At 52.4% G+C, this 18468-nt stretch carries 21 protein-coding genes, 1 other RNA gene, 2 pseudogenes and 1 riboswitch; of the genes and pseudogenes, 10 read left to right on the forward strand and 14 right to left on the reverse strand.

Annotated elements, in window-relative coordinates:
• Positions 1 to 23: 23 nt before the first annotated feature.
• The 5 genes and pseudogenes from rodA (VB712_RS09755) to VB712_RS09770 form a co-directional block, all read right to left on the reverse strand.
• On the reverse strand, positions 24 to 1283 hold the full coding sequence (gene rodA, locus VB712_RS09755; RefSeq protein WP_323254371.1) for a rod shape-determining protein RodA: 1260 nt from the start codon (positions 1281 to 1283) through the stop codon (positions 24 to 26).
• A 141-nt stretch (positions 1284 to 1424) separates the two neighbouring features.
• A pseudogene (locus VB712_RS20460) lies at positions 1425 to 1567 on the reverse strand (NAD(P)H dehydrogenase subunit NdhS).
• A gap of 34 nt (positions 1568 to 1601) precedes the next feature.
• Positions 1602 to 2861 carry a rod shape-determining protein RodA gene (gene rodA, locus VB712_RS09760; protein ID WP_323254372.1) on the reverse strand — a complete coding sequence of 420 codons (1260 nt, stop codon included), beginning with the start codon at positions 2859 to 2861 and terminating at the stop codon, positions 1602 to 1604.
• A gap of 26 nt (positions 2862 to 2887) precedes the next feature.
• Positions 2888 to 3955 (reverse strand): Mrp/NBP35 family ATP-binding protein, encoded by a 1068-nt coding sequence (locus VB712_RS09765; protein ID WP_323254373.1) that lies wholly within the window; start codon positions 3953 to 3955, stop codon positions 2888 to 2890.
• Between the two features lie 75 nt (positions 3956 to 4030).
• Positions 4031 to 4510, reverse strand: coding sequence for an SRPBCC family protein (locus VB712_RS09770; RefSeq protein ID WP_323254374.1), 480 nt, complete (start codon positions 4508 to 4510; stop codon positions 4031 to 4033).
• A gap of 208 nt (positions 4511 to 4718) precedes the next feature.
• On the opposite strand from VB712_RS09770, the gene hemF reads away from it, so the two are divergent.
• Entirely contained in the window at positions 4719 to 5747 is a 1029-nt protein-coding gene (hemF, locus tag VB712_RS09775) for an oxygen-dependent coproporphyrinogen oxidase (RefSeq protein WP_323254375.1), read from the forward strand.
• A gap of 430 nt (positions 5748 to 6177) precedes the next feature.
• On the forward strand, positions 6178 to 6546 hold the full coding sequence (locus tag VB712_RS09780; RefSeq protein WP_323254376.1) for an STAS domain-containing protein: 369 nt from the start codon (positions 6178 to 6180) through the stop codon (positions 6544 to 6546).
• A gap of 44 nt (positions 6547 to 6590) precedes the next feature.
• Here the strand turns inward: VB712_RS09780 and VB712_RS09785 are convergent, their stop codons facing one another.
• Positions 6591 to 6797, reverse strand: coding sequence for a hypothetical protein (locus VB712_RS09785; protein WP_323254377.1), 207 nt, complete (start codon positions 6795 to 6797; stop codon positions 6591 to 6593).
• Positions 6798 to 6823: 26 nt separating this feature from the next.
• Here VB712_RS09785 and psb29 point away from each other — a divergent pair, with 26 nt between their 5' ends.
• Both psb29 and ffs read left to right on the forward strand, forming a co-directional pair.
• Positions 6824 to 7519 (forward strand): photosystem II biogenesis protein Psp29, encoded by a 696-nt coding sequence (gene psb29, locus VB712_RS09790; protein ID WP_416236305.1) that lies wholly within the window; start codon positions 6824 to 6826, stop codon positions 7517 to 7519.
• A gap of 28 nt (positions 7520 to 7547) precedes the next feature.
• Positions 7548 to 7644: signal recognition particle sRNA small type (ffs, locus tag VB712_RS09795), an RNA gene on the forward strand.
• A gap of 14 nt (positions 7645 to 7658) precedes the next feature.
• Here ffs and ureE read toward each other — a convergent pair.
• The 3 genes from ureE to VB712_RS09810 all read right to left on the reverse strand — a co-directional run bounded on the left by ureE (position 7659) and on the right by VB712_RS09810 (position 9662).
• Positions 7659 to 8102, reverse strand: coding sequence for an urease accessory protein UreE (gene ureE, locus VB712_RS09800; RefSeq protein WP_416236306.1), 444 nt, complete (start codon positions 8100 to 8102; stop codon positions 7659 to 7661).
• A 17-nt stretch (positions 8103 to 8119) separates the two neighbouring features.
• The gene (locus VB712_RS09805; RefSeq protein WP_323254380.1) at positions 8120 to 8533 is read right to left on the reverse strand and encodes a DUF4168 domain-containing protein; all 414 of its coding nucleotides are present in this window, start codon (positions 8531 to 8533) and stop codon (positions 8120 to 8122) included.
• A 343-nt stretch (positions 8534 to 8876) separates the two neighbouring features.
• Complete coding sequence (locus VB712_RS09810) at positions 8877 to 9662, reverse strand: ABC transporter permease (protein ID WP_323254381.1); 786 nt, start codon at positions 9660 to 9662, stop codon at positions 8877 to 8879.
• A gap of 68 nt (positions 9663 to 9730) precedes the next feature.
• Between VB712_RS09810 and VB712_RS09815 the strand changes: the two genes are divergently transcribed.
• Positions 9731 to 10876, forward strand: a complete 1146-nt coding sequence (locus tag VB712_RS09815) for a DegT/DnrJ/EryC1/StrS family aminotransferase (protein ID WP_323254382.1) — start codon at positions 9731 to 9733, stop codon at positions 10874 to 10876.
• On the opposite strand, the gene VB712_RS09820 is transcribed toward VB712_RS09815, so the two are convergent.
• Positions 10831 to 12414, reverse strand: a complete 1584-nt coding sequence (locus VB712_RS09820) for a S8 family serine peptidase (protein WP_323254383.1) — start codon at positions 12412 to 12414, stop codon at positions 10831 to 10833. The two genes, VB712_RS09815 and VB712_RS09820, sit on opposite strands and share 46 nt — an antisense overlap.
• A gap of 163 nt (positions 12415 to 12577) precedes the next feature.
• A riboswitch (TPP riboswitch) is annotated at positions 12578 to 12677 on the forward strand.
• Positions 12678 to 12684: 7 nt separating this feature from the next.
• Between VB712_RS09820 and thiC the strand changes: the two genes are divergently transcribed.
• From thiC to VB712_RS09840, 4 genes are all read left to right on the forward strand, one after another.
• Entirely contained in the window at positions 12685 to 14070 is a 1386-nt protein-coding gene (thiC, locus tag VB712_RS09825; protein ID WP_323254384.1) for a phosphomethylpyrimidine synthase, read from the forward strand.
• Between the two features lie 127 nt (positions 14071 to 14197).
• Positions 14198 to 15304, forward strand: coding sequence for a bifunctional diaminohydroxyphosphoribosylaminopyrimidine deaminase/5-amino-6-(5-phosphoribosylamino)uracil reductase RibD (ribD, locus tag VB712_RS09830; protein WP_323254385.1), 1107 nt, complete (start codon positions 14198 to 14200; stop codon positions 15302 to 15304).
• Between the two features lie 161 nt (positions 15305 to 15465).
• Positions 15466 to 15612 carry a hypothetical protein gene (locus tag VB712_RS09835; RefSeq protein WP_323254386.1) on the forward strand — a complete coding sequence of 49 codons (147 nt, stop codon included), beginning with the start codon at positions 15466 to 15468 and terminating at the stop codon, positions 15610 to 15612.
• Between the two features lie 9 nt (positions 15613 to 15621).
• A complete protein-coding gene (locus VB712_RS09840; protein ID WP_323254387.1) occupies positions 15622 to 16623 on the forward strand; it encodes a hypothetical protein in 1002 nt (333 codons plus the stop codon).
• Here the strand turns inward: VB712_RS09840 and VB712_RS09845 are convergent.
• From VB712_RS09845 to VB712_RS09860, 4 genes are all read right to left on the reverse strand, one after another.
• A complete protein-coding gene (locus VB712_RS09845) occupies positions 16595 to 16861 on the reverse strand; it encodes a hypothetical protein (RefSeq protein ID WP_323254388.1) in 267 nt (88 codons plus the stop codon). The genes VB712_RS09840 and VB712_RS09845 overlap by 29 nt on opposite strands.
• 570 nt (positions 16862 to 17431) lie before the next feature.
• Positions 17432 to 17620 carry a hypothetical protein gene (locus VB712_RS09850; RefSeq protein WP_323254389.1) on the reverse strand — a complete coding sequence of 63 codons (189 nt, stop codon included), beginning with the start codon at positions 17618 to 17620 and terminating at the stop codon, positions 17432 to 17434.
• A 78-nt stretch (positions 17621 to 17698) separates the two neighbouring features.
• The gene (locus tag VB712_RS09855) at positions 17699 to 17899 is read right to left on the reverse strand and encodes a hypothetical protein (RefSeq protein WP_323254390.1); all 201 of its coding nucleotides are present in this window, start codon (positions 17897 to 17899) and stop codon (positions 17699 to 17701) included.
• Positions 17900 to 17991: 92 nt separating this feature from the next.
• Entirely contained in the window at positions 17992 to 18192 is a 201-nt protein-coding gene (locus VB712_RS09860; RefSeq protein ID WP_323254391.1) for a hypothetical protein, read from the reverse strand.
• A gap of 73 nt (positions 18193 to 18265) precedes the next feature.
• Between VB712_RS09860 and VB712_RS09865 the strand changes: the two are divergent.
• A pseudogene (locus tag VB712_RS09865) lies at positions 18266 to 18468 on the forward strand (hypothetical protein); the annotation flags it as partial.

The raw sequence follows: 18468 nt of genomic DNA on the forward strand, positions 1-18468 counted from the left end.
TAGTAAGAGAGGTGAATAATCAGTTAGTTAAAATGTCGGCGGGGGCGATGATTAGCCACCGATTCGACCAAACCAATGGCGAGAAAATTAGCCAGCAATGCCGAACGCCCGTAGCTTAACCAGGGTAATGGTAAACCAGTAATCGGTGACAATCCAACAGTCATGCCAATATTGACAAAAACCTGAAAAGCAATCATCGAAAGCACTCCCACCGCCAAAAGAGAGCCAAAATTCTCCTTAGCATTTTGGGCAATGATAATCAGGCGCAGGCACACCAACCAAAATACAATTAATACACTAATTGCTCCAATAAAGCCCAACTCTTCCCCCACAGCACAAAAAATAAAATCTGTATGTTGCTCTGGGATAAAGTCAAGTTGTGTTTGCGTTCCGTTAAACAAACCACGTCCCCACAACTCCCCGGCCCCAATCGCAATGCGGGATTGAATTAAATGATAGCCCCCTCCTAGGGGGTCTTGCTCTGGATTAAGGAAGAGTAACAACCTTGCTTTTTGATAATCCTCTAACAAATTCCATAAAAAACCTCCCGCCGCCCCAGCTACACCATTGATCAAGAAAATAATCAACGTGCCGATTTTATTCCAAGGTAGGGTGAACCAGGCAACCATACACATTAAACACACCCAAATTAGCCAACCCGGTAGGTATAAATTGTACAAGACTGCCGATAATAATGGCGAAGCCATTAAGAGCAGCCAACCGGGATGGGCATTGCCCCAGTAAAGCATTCCTAAGGTAATTGCCCCAAAAACTAAGGATGTCCCTAAATCCGGCTCTAAAAAAACTAAAGCCCAAGGTACACAGGTAACAGCCAAGACACGAAATATAGCATTGAGCGTGGAGGCCGGACGTTCATGGAGAAGGGCTGCCATGGTGATAATCAGAGCAACTTTGGCAAACTCTGAAGGCTGAAGATTCAACCCACCAATCCTCAGCCAACTCTGGGCACCTTTAGCCGTGTGACCGATAATTGTGACGGTAATCAGGGCAATGTTGGTAATGGCGTAGGTAATCCAATGCCATTGAATCAAAAATTCGTAGCGGCAGCGGGCAATGATCAAAGCCAGAACGAGGCCCACTGCCCCAATTACCCAATGTTGCCACCAATCAATAATCCCTTGTCGGAGTTCTGTTGTGTGGATAATTAGCCCACCAAACAGGGTTAAACCCATGACCAACAAGAGGAGGGAGAAGTCCATGTTTTGCCAACCACTCCACCAATTCCGCCATTCGTTGATTTCTTTGTAGGTTCGTTGCAGCATAGTGCAGTGTTAAATCGTGGAGATTTGAGTTGAGGGCCGCGGTGAAGATTTTGTTTGCATCTCGCGGGGGAACGATGATCAGGAGAAGAATGCGATCGCCCCCCTTGGACAGAAAGGTCTTTAACGCAATCAAGATCCAGGTTAGATGCTGATCAGCCTATCCCAGTTGCCCCTTTCAATAAAACGGCAACTTTGCCATCAGTGAGGCGTTGAACCAGACCCTCAAACTGGTAATAAGTATGATCAGGGTTCGTGACACGGACTGTTACACCAGATAAAATCATCATCGTTCAATAGTAAGAGAGGTGAATGATTCAGTTAGTTAAAATGTCGGCGGGGGCGATGATTAGCCACCGATTCGACCAAACCAATGGCGAGAAAATTAGCCAGCAATGCCGAACGCCCGTAGCTTAACCAGGGTAACGGTAAACCAGTAATGGGAGATAAACCAATGGTCATCCCAATGTTAACAAAAACCTGAAAAGCAATCATGGAAAGTACACCGACTGCTAAAAGAGAACCAAAATTCTCCTTAGCATTTTGGGCAATGATAATCAGGCGCAGGCACACCAACCAAAAGACAATTAATAAGCTGATGGAGCCAATAAAGCCCAATTCTTCCCCCACTGCGGAAAAAATAAAATCTGTATGTTGCTCTGGAATAAAATTCAGTTGTGTCTGTGTGCCGCCAAACAAGCCCTGACCCCATAATTCCCCTGCTCCAATGGCAATGCGGGATTGAATTAAGTGATAGCCCCCCCCTAGAGGGTCTTGTTCTGGATCAAGAAAGAGTACCAACCGTGCTTTTTGGTAATCTTCGAGCAGATTCCACAAAAGGCCGCCCACCGCCCCGGCTGCGCCATTGAGTCCCAAAATGATAAAGGTGCCGATTTTATGCCAAGGGAGGGTAAACCAAGCAACTAGACACATTAAGCACACCCAACCTAGCCAACCGGGCAGATAGAGATTATAAAAAACTGCCGAAAAAATCGGCGAAACCATTAACACTAACCAGCCTGGATTAGCATTGCCCCAATAGAGCATCCCTAGGGTAATCGCCCCAAATACTAAAGATGTCCCTAAGTCAGGTTGTAAAAAGACTAAAGCCCAAGGCACACAGGTAATCGCCAATGCCCGAAACACAGCCTCTAGGGTAGAAGCAGGGCGTTCATGGAGGAGGGCCGCCATGGTAATAATCAAAGCAACCTTGGCAAATTCTGAAGGTTGAATATTAAATCCGCCAATACTGAGCCAACGTTGCGCCCCTTTGGCGGTGTGGCCAATGATCATGACACTGATCAGGGAAATGTTGGTCAGCGCGTAGGTAATCCAATGCCATTGGATTAAAAATTCATAGCGGCAGCGGGCAATGATTAAAGCCAGAACGAGGCCGACCCCTCCAATTAACCAATGTTGCCACCAATCTGTTAACCCTTGTCGGAGTTCCGTACTTTGGATGATGAGTCCGCCAAATAGGGTTAAACCCACGACCAACAAGAGGAGGGAGAAGTCCATGTTTTGCCAACCACTCCACCAATTCCGCCATTCGTTGATTTCTTTGTAGGTTCGTTGCAACATAGGTGTCGTTTTAAGCACTGAAGATTTTAGGTGAGGGCCGCGATGGAAATTTTGGCCGCCACCTGCTGGGCAATGTGGATTAAAGCCTGGGCTGAGGCAGATTGGGGATGACTGACCACAATGGGAATTCCACAATCACCGCCTTCGCGTACCGGAATTTCTAAAGGGACACCGCCAATCAATGGCACTCCTAGCTCTTCAGCGGCTTTTGCTCCCCCACCGGAACCAAATAAATCGTAGCGTTTATCTGGTAAATCCGGTGGAATAAAGTAGCTCATATTTTCGACAATCCCTAAAACATGAACACCGAGTTGCTGAAACATTTTCAAACCTCGGCGAGCATCGACTAAGGAAACGGTTTGGGGGGTGGTGACAATGACAACGCCGGCCATGGGGACGGCTTGGGCGAGGGTGAGTTGAGCATCGCCGGTTCCGGGGGGAAGATCGACAACAAGGTAGTCAAGGTTGCCCCAGTTGACTTGATAGAGGAATTGGCGAATGATGCCGTTGAGCATGGGGCCGCGCCAGACGACGGGTTGATCCGGGTCAATGAGGAAGCCCATGGAGACCATTTTGATCCCGTGGTTAAAGGCGGGTTGGAGAATGTCTTGCCCTTGGGGATCTTTCTGGACTTCGACTTGGGTGCTGGTTAAACCGAGCATGGTGGGGGCGTTGGGGCCGTAGATATCCGCGTCCAGTAGTCCCACTGCTGCGCCGCTTTGGGCGAGGGCAACGGCGAGATTGATGGCGATCGTGCTTTTCCCCACGCCGCCTTTACCACTGGAGACGGCGACGATATTTTTCACGCCGCCAATGCCTTGGCGATCAGGGAGGGATTTTTGTTGGGGGGTTTCGGCGGTGACATCGATTTCGACGGTTTCGACACCGGGTAGTTGCTGCACTGCTTTTTGGCAGTCTTCAACGATGAACTCTCTGAGGGGACAGGCCGGGGTGGTGAGGACGAGGGTAAAGCGGACGGTGGTGCCGCTAATTTGTACGTTCCGGATCATGTTGAGTTCGACTAAGCTCTTTTGCAGTTCTGGGTCTTGGACAGGACGCAAAACATTTAAAACAGTGGCTGAGTCTAGGGTCATGGGTATGTTAAGGTTTGTGATTTTTGTTCATCCTAACGTTTTGGGGGGCGGGGGCGATCGCTCCCCCTCCTCCCATCAAGCCACTTGGCTTTCTACGGAGCGGGCCAGGTTGGCGGCGACGCGGGCAGCATAGGGACGAATCACCCACCACAAGAGGGGGGAGAGCCAGCCTTGCATGGTGACGGAGTAGGAAATATAGGTACCACAGACGGAGGATTCAAATTGATAGGTAATGCGGTTCTCCACGCCGGGAATGGCTAAGAAGCGAATGCTGAGGAGGCGGCGGGGATCCACCTGCTCGACGAAAATGCGAATGGGAATCGGGGTGAATCGGGTGACGGCTTGATAAATCAGACCGGGTTTAGGGATGAGGCCCTGAGGCACATTGGTTCGATCAAGCAAGGGGTTCCAGGAGACATCGGCGAGGTTGCTCAATTTTTGCCACAGCACGTCAACGGAAGCCCGACAGAGCACGCGATACCGCTTGTTCAGGGCAAATTTACAAAAAATTTTGCCCCGGGCCACTAAGAGTTGAAACGAAATCTGAAAAATCATACCGCTCGTGCAGCAACCGTGTTGTTTAGGTGGATATTGTATTCTAGCGAGTTTGCTTGGGGATCAAACGCTGCGGATTGTTGAGATTCAGCGCCATCGGGGGAAATTGTTGTTGAGAATTGTAAGGAAAAGGCGATCGCCTCCCCCCTGGATATGGGAAGATCGACGTTAAATTTCCGTACATTAGTCTGCAATTTTTTCAAGCCCTATGACAGCTTCTTCTACGCCAGTCAGCCCATCTTCAACTCTGAATGTTCCCCCTGGGGACTCGCGCCAGCGGATTAGCACCTTTATGCAGGCGCTCCAAGACAACATTTGCCAAGGTTTAGCAGATCTCGATGGTGAGCAGCAATTTCAGGAGGATGCTTGGCAGCGGGAAGAGGGGGGCGGCGGGCGATCGCGGGTGATCCGGGAGGGTCGTGTGTTTGAACAGGGGGGCGTGAATTTTTCGGAAGTGTGGGGGAAAACTCTGCCGCCGTCGATTTTGCAGCAGCGCCCCGAAGCGGCGGGCCATGAATTTTACGCCACGGGTACTTCGATGGTGCTCCATCCCCGTAATCCCTACGTTCCCACGGTTCATCTCAACTACCGCTATTTTGAAGCGGGGCCGGTGTGGTGGTTTGGGGGCGGCGCGGATTTAACCCCCTATTACCCCTACGCTGAAGACGCAAAGCATTTCCACAATACCTATAAGGCGGTGTGCGATCGCCACCATCCCCATTACTACAACGTCTTTAAGCTTTGGTGCGATGAATATTTCCACCTCAAGCACCGGGGGGAAAGCCGGGGCATTGGTGGCATCTTTTTTGACTACCAAGATGGCCGCAGCGAACTCTATCGCGGCCCTAACCCCGATCAAGCCGCAGCGGAATATAGCCGTAACCTTGGGGAGATTGCCCCCCGCAGTTGGGAAGAAACCTTTGCCTTTATCCAAGACTGCGGCCCGGCATTTTTGGAAGCCTATGTCCCCATTGCCCAAAAACGGCAAGAGACTCCCTGGGGCGATCGCGAGCGGCAGTTCCAACTCTATCGTCGCGGCCGCTACGTGGAATTTAACCTCGTTTATGATCGCGGCACGATTTTTGGCCTGCAAACCAATGGCCGCACAGAATCAATCCTCATGTCTTTGCCCCCCTTAGTCCGTTGGGAGTACGGCTACAGCCCTGAACCCAACACCCCAGAGGCAGAACTGTATGAGGTGTTTCTCAAACCCCAGGATTGGGTGAATTGGGCGTAATCCCTTAGGCTGGCAATGGCTTCCTATCTGCGGAACCGCCCTCAACGGCCAAATCTCAGAGGAACCTCTCCTTGGGATTGGGCCACCCTGGCATTTTTCTGGTAAGCTGAATACAAACTCAGGCCCCCGTACCACGGGGGACTGAAAAATAACACCAGTAACAGGAAGCCTTCGGGCAACCGAGGAAGGGCGATTTGACTGCGCCCGTGAAAGCCATCCAGCTTATTCACAAATCCCCATCTCTTGAGAGCGGGGAATGTCAAGGTTTAGCCAATTTTTACACCCAACAGAGGACTTCGGCACTCCATGCTATCGTTGAGGTAGTACTGTTTTCCACAGTCTGCGTTGTCATCCGGTCAGAGTTATACCCACAGCGGTTCTCTTGAGATGTTGGTAGATCATATTGCTTGAGTTTGAGGCGAGTTGACGAGTGATTCACATCGAACAGAAAGAACACACGACCCAAGATGGCGCACAGGTCATCGTTCTAGCGCCCAGTGGGCGGTTAGATATTACAACGGCCTGGCAGTTTCGGCTGAAGTTACAGGAATGTATCTCGAAGCTGAGTCCTCACGTTGTCGTTAATCTCAGCCAAGTTAATTTTATTGATAGCTCTGGGTTAACTTCCTTGGTGGCGGGCATGCGGGATGCGGATAAGGTCAAGGGGAGTTTCCGGATCTGTAATGTCCATCCTGAGGCCAAGTTGGTGTTTGAAGTCACCATGATGGATTCCGTGTTTGAAATTTTCGATACGGAGGAGGAAGCCCTCGATGGTGCTCCCCGTAGCTTGGCGACTTAGGTCGTACTGAAATCTTGGTGTTTAACAGAGCAAAATGGGGCGCATTACTGGGCCCCATCTTGCTTTGCCTGTGGTGGGGTTAATGCCGCGATCGCCCCTCTCAACTGTTTGAGCCGTCGCCGTAAACTGCGCCCTGGGTGGAAATCCTCTGCCCCTGCGGCCCATCCCTTGGCGCTCCATTGAGCTTGCCCTAGGGACGGGATAAGCTCCCTTTCCACAAAATCCAATTCCGTATGCGACAATGGGAACACCGTCCCATCATGAAAATATTGGCTCTGTGGATACTGTTCGTACCGTTTCCGATACTAAACGAGAGTTTTATGCGCACCATACCCGCCCGATTAACTCGATTTATCGTCGGGTCATCGAAGAATTAATGGTGGAGATGCATCTCCTGTCTGTGAATACCCTCTTTAAATATGATGCAATCTTTGCTTTAGGCGTTGTCACTTCCTATGATCGCTTTATGGGGGGTTATGAGCCAGAGCGGGATGTGGAGTCGATTTTTCAAGCCCTCTGCCGTGCCGTGGGGCGTGATCCCCAGCAATATCGCCAGGATGCCGAGCAGATCCGCAATGCTTGCCAGAATTTGACGGTGGCGCAGTTGAGTGAATGGGGGAATGCCCTTGCCTCGGAGCCGCAAGCCCAACCGCTTTATGATTGCTTAAAGGCGATCGCCTTTAACCCCACGTTTAAATACAGCCGTCTCTTTGCCATTGGTCTCTATAGCATTTTGGAAAGGGTGCATGGGGAACCCTTAGGCAATGATGATCTCCAACCCTTGACCACCCTCGGGGAATCGCTCCATCTTCCGGCGGAAAAACTGAAGAAAGATTTAGAACTCTATCGCAGCAACTTGGAAAAAATGGCCCAAGCCCGGGCGGTGCTCGATGATGTGCTGCAAGCCGAGCGCAAAAAACGCCAACAGCGATCGCTGGAAAAAAATACTTCTCCCGATGGAGCTACCCCTTAACGGGTGAACCTGTGGTATGTTTAGAAGTGGCCCGGATCAATGCGATCGTCACGCCCAAATCTTGTCAGGACCGGAAGGTAGCAGCAATACGGGATGCTGGTGATAGGCGTAGACTCCGGGTCTTTAATTTTTTTGATTTTTAATGGCTGGGATGGTAAGCCCCGGCTTCTGGTCGAAAGGGGCAAATCTCTTCAATAACGGTCACGCCCAACTGCTGAAGCATTGCTTGTAAGACGGGATCAGGGCTAAGACGTAAATAGGCGGCTGTCACTTCCAATGGCACATGGCGATTGCCCAGGTGATAGGCTGCCCGCAATAACCCTTGGGGCTGCTCGGCTGTCACTGTTAAAACCGGCTCTGGCTCGGCAATGACTTGCGCCCATTCCCCCCGTTCCCCCCGTAGCCAATCCCCATCCTGAAGGACAGTTCCTCGGGGTAAACAGAGGATCACGGGCAGTCCCGTGGTGGTTTGGCAGTGGTGGCGGCTGCGGTGGCGATCGCTCGCCCTCAGGGGCAATCGGAATATTTCCCCCTCAACCACAACCGAGGGGGGGTGTTGTACCGGCTCTACAAAGCGCATCAAATCCAGATCCTCAACCATTAACGACAAGCCGCACTAAACTCCGAAAGGCGGCACAGTTCCTGCATTTGGGTTTGGATCTGTCCCCGCAGTTCCGGGCTGTTTTGAGCCAAGCGGGTAATTTCATTAAAGCGATTATTGGTCAAGCCATATTGACGCACGATGGTGGCGGCGTGTTGACAATAGGAGCGGGCAATCTGTCCCCCCGGTAAGCCACTAAACACCGAGGAACAGACAATATTCGGGTTGCCGCCAGCGCTGCGAATTTCCCGCGCTGCTTCTCGACGACGGGGTTCCATCGCTAAGACCGCCTTGGCATAACGCACCACCTCATCGGTGCTGGGAGGATTTTGAGCGTAGGCTTCCGTGGCAATTTTTCCCCCAACAGGAGCCGCCAAATCAGGAATCCACCCCGTCAGACTGGCGGTGGTCACAATGATGCCCGCCAGCAAAAGCGATCGGAGTGAGAAAGTAGAATGAGCCATTAGTGAACGCGCCATAATACAAAATCGTCAGTGCAGAAGTGGACATGATGAAGAGCGTGGAATAGATGAAGTTTAACCATCTTTCCTTTAAATATCCCTCGGGAATGGGCAGCCTTGTCGGAACTTGAGGGTTGAATCCTGCAAATGGCTAGCCTATGGGAGAAAGAGATCCGCCAAATGAATGATGACGTTCCAGTAGGCAGGATGATCAGTCTTTGCTCCTATGAACTATTTTAAAAACGAAAGTTCCATTCCGGTGGGTTTCGGGAAAAGTTTTTGCACCAGAGAAGGATTAAATCTGTTCGAGAGGAATAAGTTGGGCTTGGGGCGTGAAGAGATGGCGAGCAATCCCTAGGGTGACGAGGATCGCGGTGAGGGCTTCGGCGGCGGCAACCATGAAAAAAATCAACAATTGATAACCGGCGGCATCCAGGGGAGCGATGCCGCTGAGGATTTGACCGGTAAACATCCCCGGCAAGGTGACGAGGCCAAGGACGGTCATACGGTTAATGAGGGGAATCAGGCTGGCGCGGATGGCTTCACGGCGGTAGGCAGCGATCGCCTCCTGGGGTTGTGCTCCTAAACTGAGATGGGTGGCGATATCGAGGGGATTGTGCCGGATCGTCGTTAACAGCCTTTCCCCCGCTAGGGTTGCGGCATTCATGGCATTACCCAGCACCATCCCCGCTAGGGGAATCAAATATTGGGGACTATACCAATCCGGAGGTTGAATCACGACCCAGAGGGCATAGCCCAACGTGAGGATTGTACTGGCGGCTAAAGCCAGCCACACCGTCGGCAGGAGTTGCTTTTGGGGAGAAATGCGGTTACGGGCGGTGATGGCGGCGATCGTTAACATCACCCCCGTGACCCCTAAAACAGCCCAAGGTTGATGGAGGGCAAAGACGAGATCGAGAATGGCCCCCGCTGCCAACAGTTGAACAATGCCGCGAGCGGTGGCGATCGCCAAAGCTGTACCCAAGCCCAACCGTTGCCAAGCGCCCAAGGCCAGCGTCATGCCAATGAGCAAGAGGGCAAGGGCTAAATCCAACCAATCAAGGGTAATTAACGGGGGCATTGGCCTGTCTCCATGACAAAAACCGGAAAATCTGGTTAGATCAATGAAAATTTTAATCGTAAATGCGTGTGAATAGGATTCCCCCCTTAGACCTGACCCGGCAGTACGCCAGTTTGGATGCTGATGTCAGTGCAGCGGTGCTGGCTGTACTCCGTTCTGGTCGTTATATTGGCGGGGCAGCCGTCAGCGACTTTGAAACCGTTTTTGCTGAATACATCGGAACACCCTATGCGGTGGGCTGTAACTCTGGTACCGATGCTCTGTATTTGGCGTTGCGGGCCTGCGACATTGGCCCCGGTGATGAGGTGATCACTACACCCCTGACGTTTATCGCCACAGCGGAAGTGATCTGCCGGGTGGGGGCAACGCCTGTGTTTATTGACATTGATCCCACCACATTCAACCTTGATCCCAACCGCATCGCCCCCGCCATCACCCCCCGAACCAAAGCAATTATTCCCGTCCATTTATTTGGCCGCCCGGTGGATATGACGGCGGTGATCGCCATTGCCCAATCCCACAACCTGGTTGTTCTCGAAGATTGCGCTCAATCCACGGGGGCAATGTGGGCGGGGCAAAAGGTGGGCAGTATGGGTACGGTAGGTTGTTTTAGCTTTTTTCCCACGAAGAATTTAGGGGCCTGTGGGGATGGGGGGGCAATTACGACCGGGGATGAGGCGATCGCCCACCGCATCCGCCAACTGCGGGAACATGGCCAATCGGAGCGATATATTCATACGCAAACGGGTCTCAATAGTCGCCTCGATGCCCTCCAGGCCACCATCCTCGCCATCAAACTTCGCCATTTGGATCACTGGAATCAACAGCGCCAAGCCGTCGCCCAACGCTACGACACCCTCCTCGCCCAATTACCCACTATTACCTTACCCACCGCTCCCCCCTCTGGACAAGCAGTGTGGAATCAATACACGATCCGCGTTGCTGATCCCCAAGGGGATGGCTCACGCCGCAATGGGATTCAAGCCATCCTCCAAGACCAGGGCATTAGCTCCATGGTTTATTACCCTCGCCCCCTCCACCTCCAACCCGTCTATCAACACCTGGGCTATCGGCAGGGGGATCTCCCCCAGGCAGAACAAGCCGCCGCTGAAGTCCTTTCCCTGCCAATGTTCCCTGAACTGACCCCAGAGGAGCAGGAACAGGTGGCCTATGGATTGAAAGCGGCGTTAGCCGTCCACCAGGCTAAACCATAGGCTTGGGTGGGACGGTTAACCTGGCTGTGGTAAACGACGCGAATCTTATAGGCACCGGTTTGGGGAATGGAGCAAAATAGATGCTCAACACTGTCGATCGCACTCACAGAGCGGCAAACACTATCCGCAAGATTGTCGCTCTCGGCCGGTAGCACATAGAGATCCAAGTTATTCAAACCCTCATCCCGGAAAGTTTCGCCAATATCAAACTGGCCATTGCCGTTAAGATCCTCCAATTCCACATGGCGATGCCAAGCCATGGTCACGGCCAGATATTTACCGGCCGGTAGGGGATCTTCAAAAACGTAATCTTGAGGGTTTTGGGTATCCAGTTCATGATAATCCCAACCGATGGGTGGTACTGACCCCGGCCCCCATTGGCCCCCTTGAAATTGTTGATAGGCCCGCCAGGCATTAAGTTGTCCGGCCCCCATTTCGATATCGAGGGGAATGGTGGGGTTGTTGGCGGCATCGCCATTGAGCCAATCCTGATGGCGTTTGCTGAGGATGGTGCGGCTTTGCCCCAAATAGCGGCCATCGCCAGGATCCTGTTGTTTATCGGCGGCGTTGAGCAGGACGGCTTTCATCACTTCGCTTTGACGGGCGGCGAGAGACCATTGGCCGGCGGCAATTTGGCGATCGCCATATTCCTGGAGCACCGCCACCACCCCCACCACCTGAGGCGAGGCAAAACTCGTTCCTGAAACCGCCGTAGCACGACTGCCATCGTGCAACTGTAAACCATTACCGGGGGCCACCAAGCCGAGGGAGCGGCGGAGATTGACATTCACTTCCCGCTGAATTACCGTGCGACCGATGCCTTCAGGGAGAGCACTTAAATTCGCAAAATCCAGTTTACGAAACTGATCCCCAAGGCGCACAGAAGAGGCCACGGTAATGCCATTGTAATGATCCGTCGGGATCGAAATTCCCCCACCGCCTTGGTTCCCGGCAACGGCATAGAGGGTATTGTGAACCCTTGCCGACCAGTCCAGGCAGCGGGTGAGCAGGGCATTGCCATCGAGCACCGGGTTTTCGCGGGGATCGCGATTGAGCGGCTCGCCGTAACTTAAATTAATCGCTCGAATATCGCCATCATTTTGTTGGGCAATGTGTTGGACGGTAATGCATTGGCGGTCTTGACTATCCCGGTTGAGGCTGCCAATGGCCGAGGAGTAAAGTTTGGCCCCTGGGGCCACACCTGTTAGGTGCTTATCACGGCTGATCATCACTGTAGCCACCATTGAGGCGTGGGAATCCACATTCAGATCCGCACCGATGGGGCGATCGCGGAAAAAGACCTGCTCCACCGGGAAAAAAGCTTGGCCAGAGGCTTCTTTGTCTAATCCCAATTTTAAAGGGCGGCCAATTTCCACCTGGCCAATCCCCACCTTACGACCCAGTAGATCATAGGGGGGGGCATGGAGACGGCGCACATCAATGCCGCGATCGCCCGTTGCCTCACGGAGGGCCTGAGCGGGCAAAATGAACCCCAAGGTGAGGAAACTCCCCAACAGCCAGTAGTAAGCGGTTTTCATCACGGTGGCAAAGAAATGCTGATTTTGCCCATTCTAGCGGGGATTGGTCTGAGCTTGGGGGGCAATCCATTCGTTGTGATTCTTTTCAAACAATCCTCTGCAAAGTTTTCTATCCACAGCGTAACGAGCCGGCCCGCCCTGAAATCCCCGTGATAAAATCTAAGGACTAAGCTAGGGGTGCTTCAATTTCCATCGAAGCTGAGAAAGACCCTTAGAACCTGAGACTGGTTAGCACCAGCGGAGGGAAGCTGTTATTTTGAGGAACCAAATATGCGTACAGAATGGGTTGCCAAACGCCTCGGCCAAGCCAACGTTTCCCAGATGCATTATGCCCGCCAAGGCATGATCACTGAGGAAATGGACTATGTGGCCCGGCGGGAAAACCTGCCAGGGGAATTGATCCGCGCTGAAGTGGCCCGGGGACGGTTGATCATTCCCGCCAACATCAACCACACCAATCTCGAACCCATGGGGATTGGTATTGCCACCAAATGCAAGGTTAACGCCAATATTGGCGCATCCCCCAACTCCTCCAATATTGATGAGGAAGTGGCCAAACTACATTTAGCCGTGAAATATGGCGCAGATACGTTGATGGATTTGTCTACCGGCGGCGGCGATCTCGATGTGATCCGCACCGCGATTATTAACGCCTCGCCCATTCCCATCGGCACTGTCCCCATTTATCAAGCCCTAGAAAGTGTCCACGGCAACATTGAAAACCTCACGCCGGAGGATTTCCTTCACATCATCGAAAAACACGCCCAGCAAGGGGTGGATTACATGACGATCCACGCCGGGATTTTGATCGAGCATTTACCCCTGGTGCGTAACCGGATCACAGGTATTGTCTCCCGGGGTGGCGGCATCATCGCCCGTTGGATGCTCCACCACCACAAACAAAACCCCCTCTATACCCACTTCGATGAGATCATCGAAATTTTCAAACGCTATGATGTCTCGTTCAGCTTGGGGGATTCTCTCCGGCCGGGTTGTACCCATGATGCTTCTGATCAGGCCCAGTTGGCGGAGTTGAAAACCTTGGGGCAGTTGACCCGTCGGGCTTGGGAACATGATGTGCAGGTGATGGTGGAAGGCCCGGGCCATGTGCCGATGGATCAGATTGAATTCAACGTTAAAAAACAGATGGAGGAGTGTAGTGAGGCTCCTTTCTATGTGTTGGGGCCGTTGGTGACGGATATTGCGCCGGGTTATGACCATATTACGAGTGCGATCGGGGCAGCGATGGCGGGCTGGTATGGAACGGCGATGCTTTGTTATGTCACCCCTAAGGAACATCTGGGTTTACCCGATGCTGAAGATGTGCGCAATGGCTTAATCGCCTACAAAATTGCGGCCCATGCAGCGGATATTGCCCGCCATCGGCCGGGAGCGCGCGATCGCGATGACGAACTCTCCGCCGCCCGCTATAACTTCGATTGGAACAAGCAGTTTGAGTTGTCCCTCGATCCCGAACGGGCGCGGGAATACCACGATGAAACCCTCCCGGCGGACATCTATAAAACCGCTGAATTCTGCTCGATGTGTGGCCCCAAATTCTGCCCGATGCAAACGAAGGTGGATGCCGATGCCCTCACGGAGTTAGAGAAGTTCCTCGCCCAAGCCGATGCTGAAAAAGTGCTAGCGGCAAAATAAGCGGTTGATGGGATCAATATAGAGTTCCTCGTTACTTGGCTCTGCCAAGTAACGCCCCCCGGAGGCTCTGCCTCCTTCCCCCTTAACAGGCGGCAGAGCCGCTAAGGTTCCGTGCCACGGCAGAGCTATGGCACGAGAGTTAAGTACTAAAGAAATTGCGATGCTTGAGCCTGCTGTGTTGATGCAACGCTGTATTGCCCTGGCCCAACAGGCGGCGGGCTATACTGCCCCTAACCCTTTGGTGGGGGCGGTGATTGTTAACCATGGCGAAATTGTCGGGGAAGGTTATCACCCCAAAGCGGGGGAGCCTCACGCGGAAGTTTTTGCCCTGCGGGCAGCGGGGGAAAACGCAAGGGGGGCGACGGTTTATGTCAATCTTGAACCCTGTAATCATCACGGCCGCACGCCCCCCTGTACGGAAGCACTGATTCAAGCCGGGGTGAAAACAGTGGTGGTGGGGATGGTGGATCCGGATCCTCGCGTTTCTGGTCAGGGGATTGCCCGCTTGCGAGCAGCGGGGATTGAAGTGATTACAGGGGTAGAGGAAGCGGCCTGTTTAGCCCTGAATGCGGGCTTTTGTCACCGTGTCACCCAGGGGCAACCTTGGGGAATTTTGAAATATGCCATGACTCTGGATGGCAAAATTGCGACGACGACGGGCCATAGTGCTTGGGTGACGGGGCCGGCGGCGCGGCGGTTGGTGCATGCAGTGCGATCGCAGTCTGATGGCGTAATCGTTGGTGGCAATACCCTCCGCCGGGATAATCCCCTATTGACGAGCCATGGGGTGAGGGAGCATAATCCCACGCGGATTGTTCTCAGCCGTACCCTTGATTTGCCCCCCGATGCTCAACTGTGGGATACGGCCATCGCCCCCACCTTGGTTTTTACCACTGAGGGGGCGAATGGTGAATTGCAACGGCAGTTAGGCGATCGCGGTGTGGAAATTTTAGAATTGCCGGTTTTGGAGATTACAGAGGTGATGCAAAATTTAGGCGATCGCGGCATGAACCAAGTTTTATGGGAATGTGGGGGCATTTTAGCTGCGGCGGCCATTCAAGCCCAGGCGGTGCAAAAAATTATGGCCTTTATCGCCCCTAAAATTATCGGTGGAGAACTGGCCCCAACCCCCATCGGCGATCTCAACCTCACGGCAATGACCCAAGCGCTAACCTTGAAAAATCTGACCCTCCGGGCCATAGATGGGGATTGGCTCATTGAGGGGGAACTATAATAGGAATGAAGAAAGTCTAACCGCCAAGATCCAGATCACGCTAAAATTGCTGGCAATTTTGGGTAGCCTTGACATTAGTTCAGAGAATTGTGATTTTTCTCCCATCCAATAAATTTGTTATCAATAATACAGTACCCCCTAATCACGGAGCCGCAGCTACTATGTCTCAGCCCAATCCACGCCGACCCTACCATTCCCCCCAACTCACCCAATATGGTGATATCAAAACCCTCACCCGTAACGTTGCTGTTGATGGCATCAACGGTGATGGTGCAGGGATGGGGGCTGTTCCCAATAAAACAGAGTAACTTCTGGGAATGCCCCACTATACCCTCTACGGGTTGAATCTCGTCAGCAATCGAGCGATCGCTGGCTTGATTCCCATACCGGCTCAACCGACAGATCTCGAAATTGACCTCGCTGGCCCAACAGTAGCCCATCCCCCCAACTACCTCAACCGGCCCCACTACACCAGCTCTAGTCATAATGAGCAGGGTCAACCTGCATTACGGGTGTGGTCTAATCCTCAACAAACAGAATTTTGGTTTTGCTACGGCGATCGCACCACCTTTTTTCTCCAACAATTGCCAGCAAAAATTACTGCCCATTGGCCCCCTGAACTAACGTTAGAGGATACGGTGACTTATCTGATTGGGCCGGTTTTGGCGTTTTGGTTACGGTGGCAGGGGGTGCTCTGTTTACATGGGAGTGCCGTGCAACTGGGAGGGAAGGCGATCGCCTTTATTGGCCCTGCCGGAGCTGGAAAATCCACCACCGCCGCCCTATTTGCCCAAGCGGGTTATCCCGTCATCACCGATGATGTGGTAGTAATCCACCATCCCCCAGGGGGAAACCCCCAGATCATCCCCGGTTATCCCCGTCTCCGCCTCTGGCAAAACTCTGTCCAATTGCTCTACGGCAGTCCCCAAGCCCTCCCCCGTATTGTCCCTACCCATCCCACTTGGAATAAACAATATCTCGACTTAACCCAAGCTCCCTATCAGTTCCAGACCCATCCTCTCCCCTTGGGGCGGATCTATTGCTTGGGATCTCGTACCGATGACCGCCCAACTCTAAAAACCTTAGCCGCCAGCATGGCACTCCTGCACCTCACCACCCAAACATCAGTGCATTACCTCCTCACCAAAACCATGCGCCAGCAGGAGTTTATGGCCCTGAGCGCCCTGATCCAGCAAACGCTCTGTGCGACTCTCACCACAACTCAGGATTGCCCCGATGCTAGAGATTTAATCACCCTGATTGAGGGAGATTTAGGAACTGAGATTATCGTTAATGGCGGGGCGATCGCTCCGATTTAAGCGCGTGTTCACCGTGAGGATTGCCCCGTTGAGCCAGGAGTTGTTCCTCTAACGCCGCAATCCGGTTATAGGCCGCCGTCACCTGAGCCGTGAGACGGCGCACCTGTAATTCTGGTGAGAGGCTCTGTTCCGCCATATTATAGTCGGGGATATGTTCACGCCTCCGTTGCGTATCCGGTAACACATCCTTGTGACTTAAAAACTCATCCTCTTCAGTTTCTAAGGATGCTGACACCATCGTAGGGAAAGGGGAAGGAGGAGGGGGCGGGGTTTCCGAGATCACTAAGGGGGGCAGCGTTGTAGAGGATTGCGTCAATGCGATGTTGAGGCGATGACTCAATTGTTCAACCAGCTTGTGTAACGCATCAACTTTACAATCCAAGGCCAGAAGCTGTCTTTGCAATATATCCATATAAATCCCAATCTTCCGTAATAATTTGGCTTACTCCCATCCTATTCTCGTTCCTGAAATTGGCTGTTGATATGCGGATTCATTTAACCTTTGCTGAACTGTCAAGGGGGAAAGATCGCGAAATCATTGGTTTGGGGTATGGATAGAGTACTCCTCAATCAAGGGTAGGGTCAGCTTTCACCCCTAACACCTCTCCCAAACTGTGGAAGAGGGGAGCCGGAAGTTTGACAAATCCAATCGGATGGCTATCGAGCCGTTGATGCCAGAGGAGGCTTACCGGCCATCGGGAAGATTGACCGTCAATAAAAAAAAGCCCCAGCTTTCCGAGAACGGATGCTGAGTCTTCGTTTAACAACAGGTTGATTGAGCAAATTTGAGGAGAGATCCTCTGTTCATCTAGCTCATCGCCGCATTAGAGCGATCAAAGGTGGAACCCAAGGTTCCAGATTGCTCACTTTCGTAGTGGCTGGTGTCGAGATCGAGACCGATTTCAGAGGCGGTGCGACCGAGCATGGATTGTTGGCGGTTGCGCACGTTGAGGCTGTGGCGCATCATCAGGTTGCGGGCTTGATTTTGGGTGTTCATAAGTGTCTCCAGGGGTGGATGAAGGGTGAAATATTATCGAACAGAAAGGAAAGGAAGTTTTTTAACAGAAAATAACATCTAGCTCATCGAAGAGCCGCTGCGGTCGTAATTCAGGCGAGAAGCAGAACTGAGTTTGCCTTGAATTTCGCTGGGGTGTTGATTGTTATCAATATCCATCCCCATTTCAGAGGCGGTGCGATCGAGCATGGATTGCTGACGATTGCGGATATTTTGGGTGTGACGCATCATCATGGCGCGGGCTTGACCTTGAGTATCCATAACGGGTGATCTCCGATTGCAGAAGGTGGGTGAGTAAAGTAAAAAATGAAGTTACGGAAAGGAAGTCAGGCAAGGATTGAGGGAAAAAGCGATTAGCTCATGGTGGAGTTGCTGCGATCGTAGTTGAGGCGGGAGGCGGAACTCGCCTTGCCTTGAATTTCGTTCGCGTATTGAGCGGTGTCGATGTCCATCCCCATTTCAGAAGCGGTGCGACCGAGCATGGATTGCTGGCGGTTGCGGATATTCTGGGTGTGGCGCATCATCAGGTTGCGGGCTTGATTTTGAGTGTTCATGGTTGCCTCCGATTGGCTAGGGATGTGATTGCTTTTTGTTCACAGTTTTACTGTAGCAGAGAATTCTGTAACAATGGCTACAGAATTTCCAATTCTTTACAAAAGTTCATTAAGGTTCGGTGATGAATGGCCCCAAGGGGCGATCGCCCCCTCTCCCCCCAAACCCTTACTCACCAAGCTTTTGGGTAATTTCACGGAGATCATCCCTCCTAAAATGGGTTATATTCTCCATTCTCCACTCCCCACTCCCCACCCCCCCCCCCCCCACCTCCCCCC

Source organism: Spirulina sp. CCNP1310, assembly GCF_034932185.1.
GTDB lineage: Bacteria > Cyanobacteriota > Cyanobacteriia > Cyanobacteriales > Spirulinaceae > Spirulina.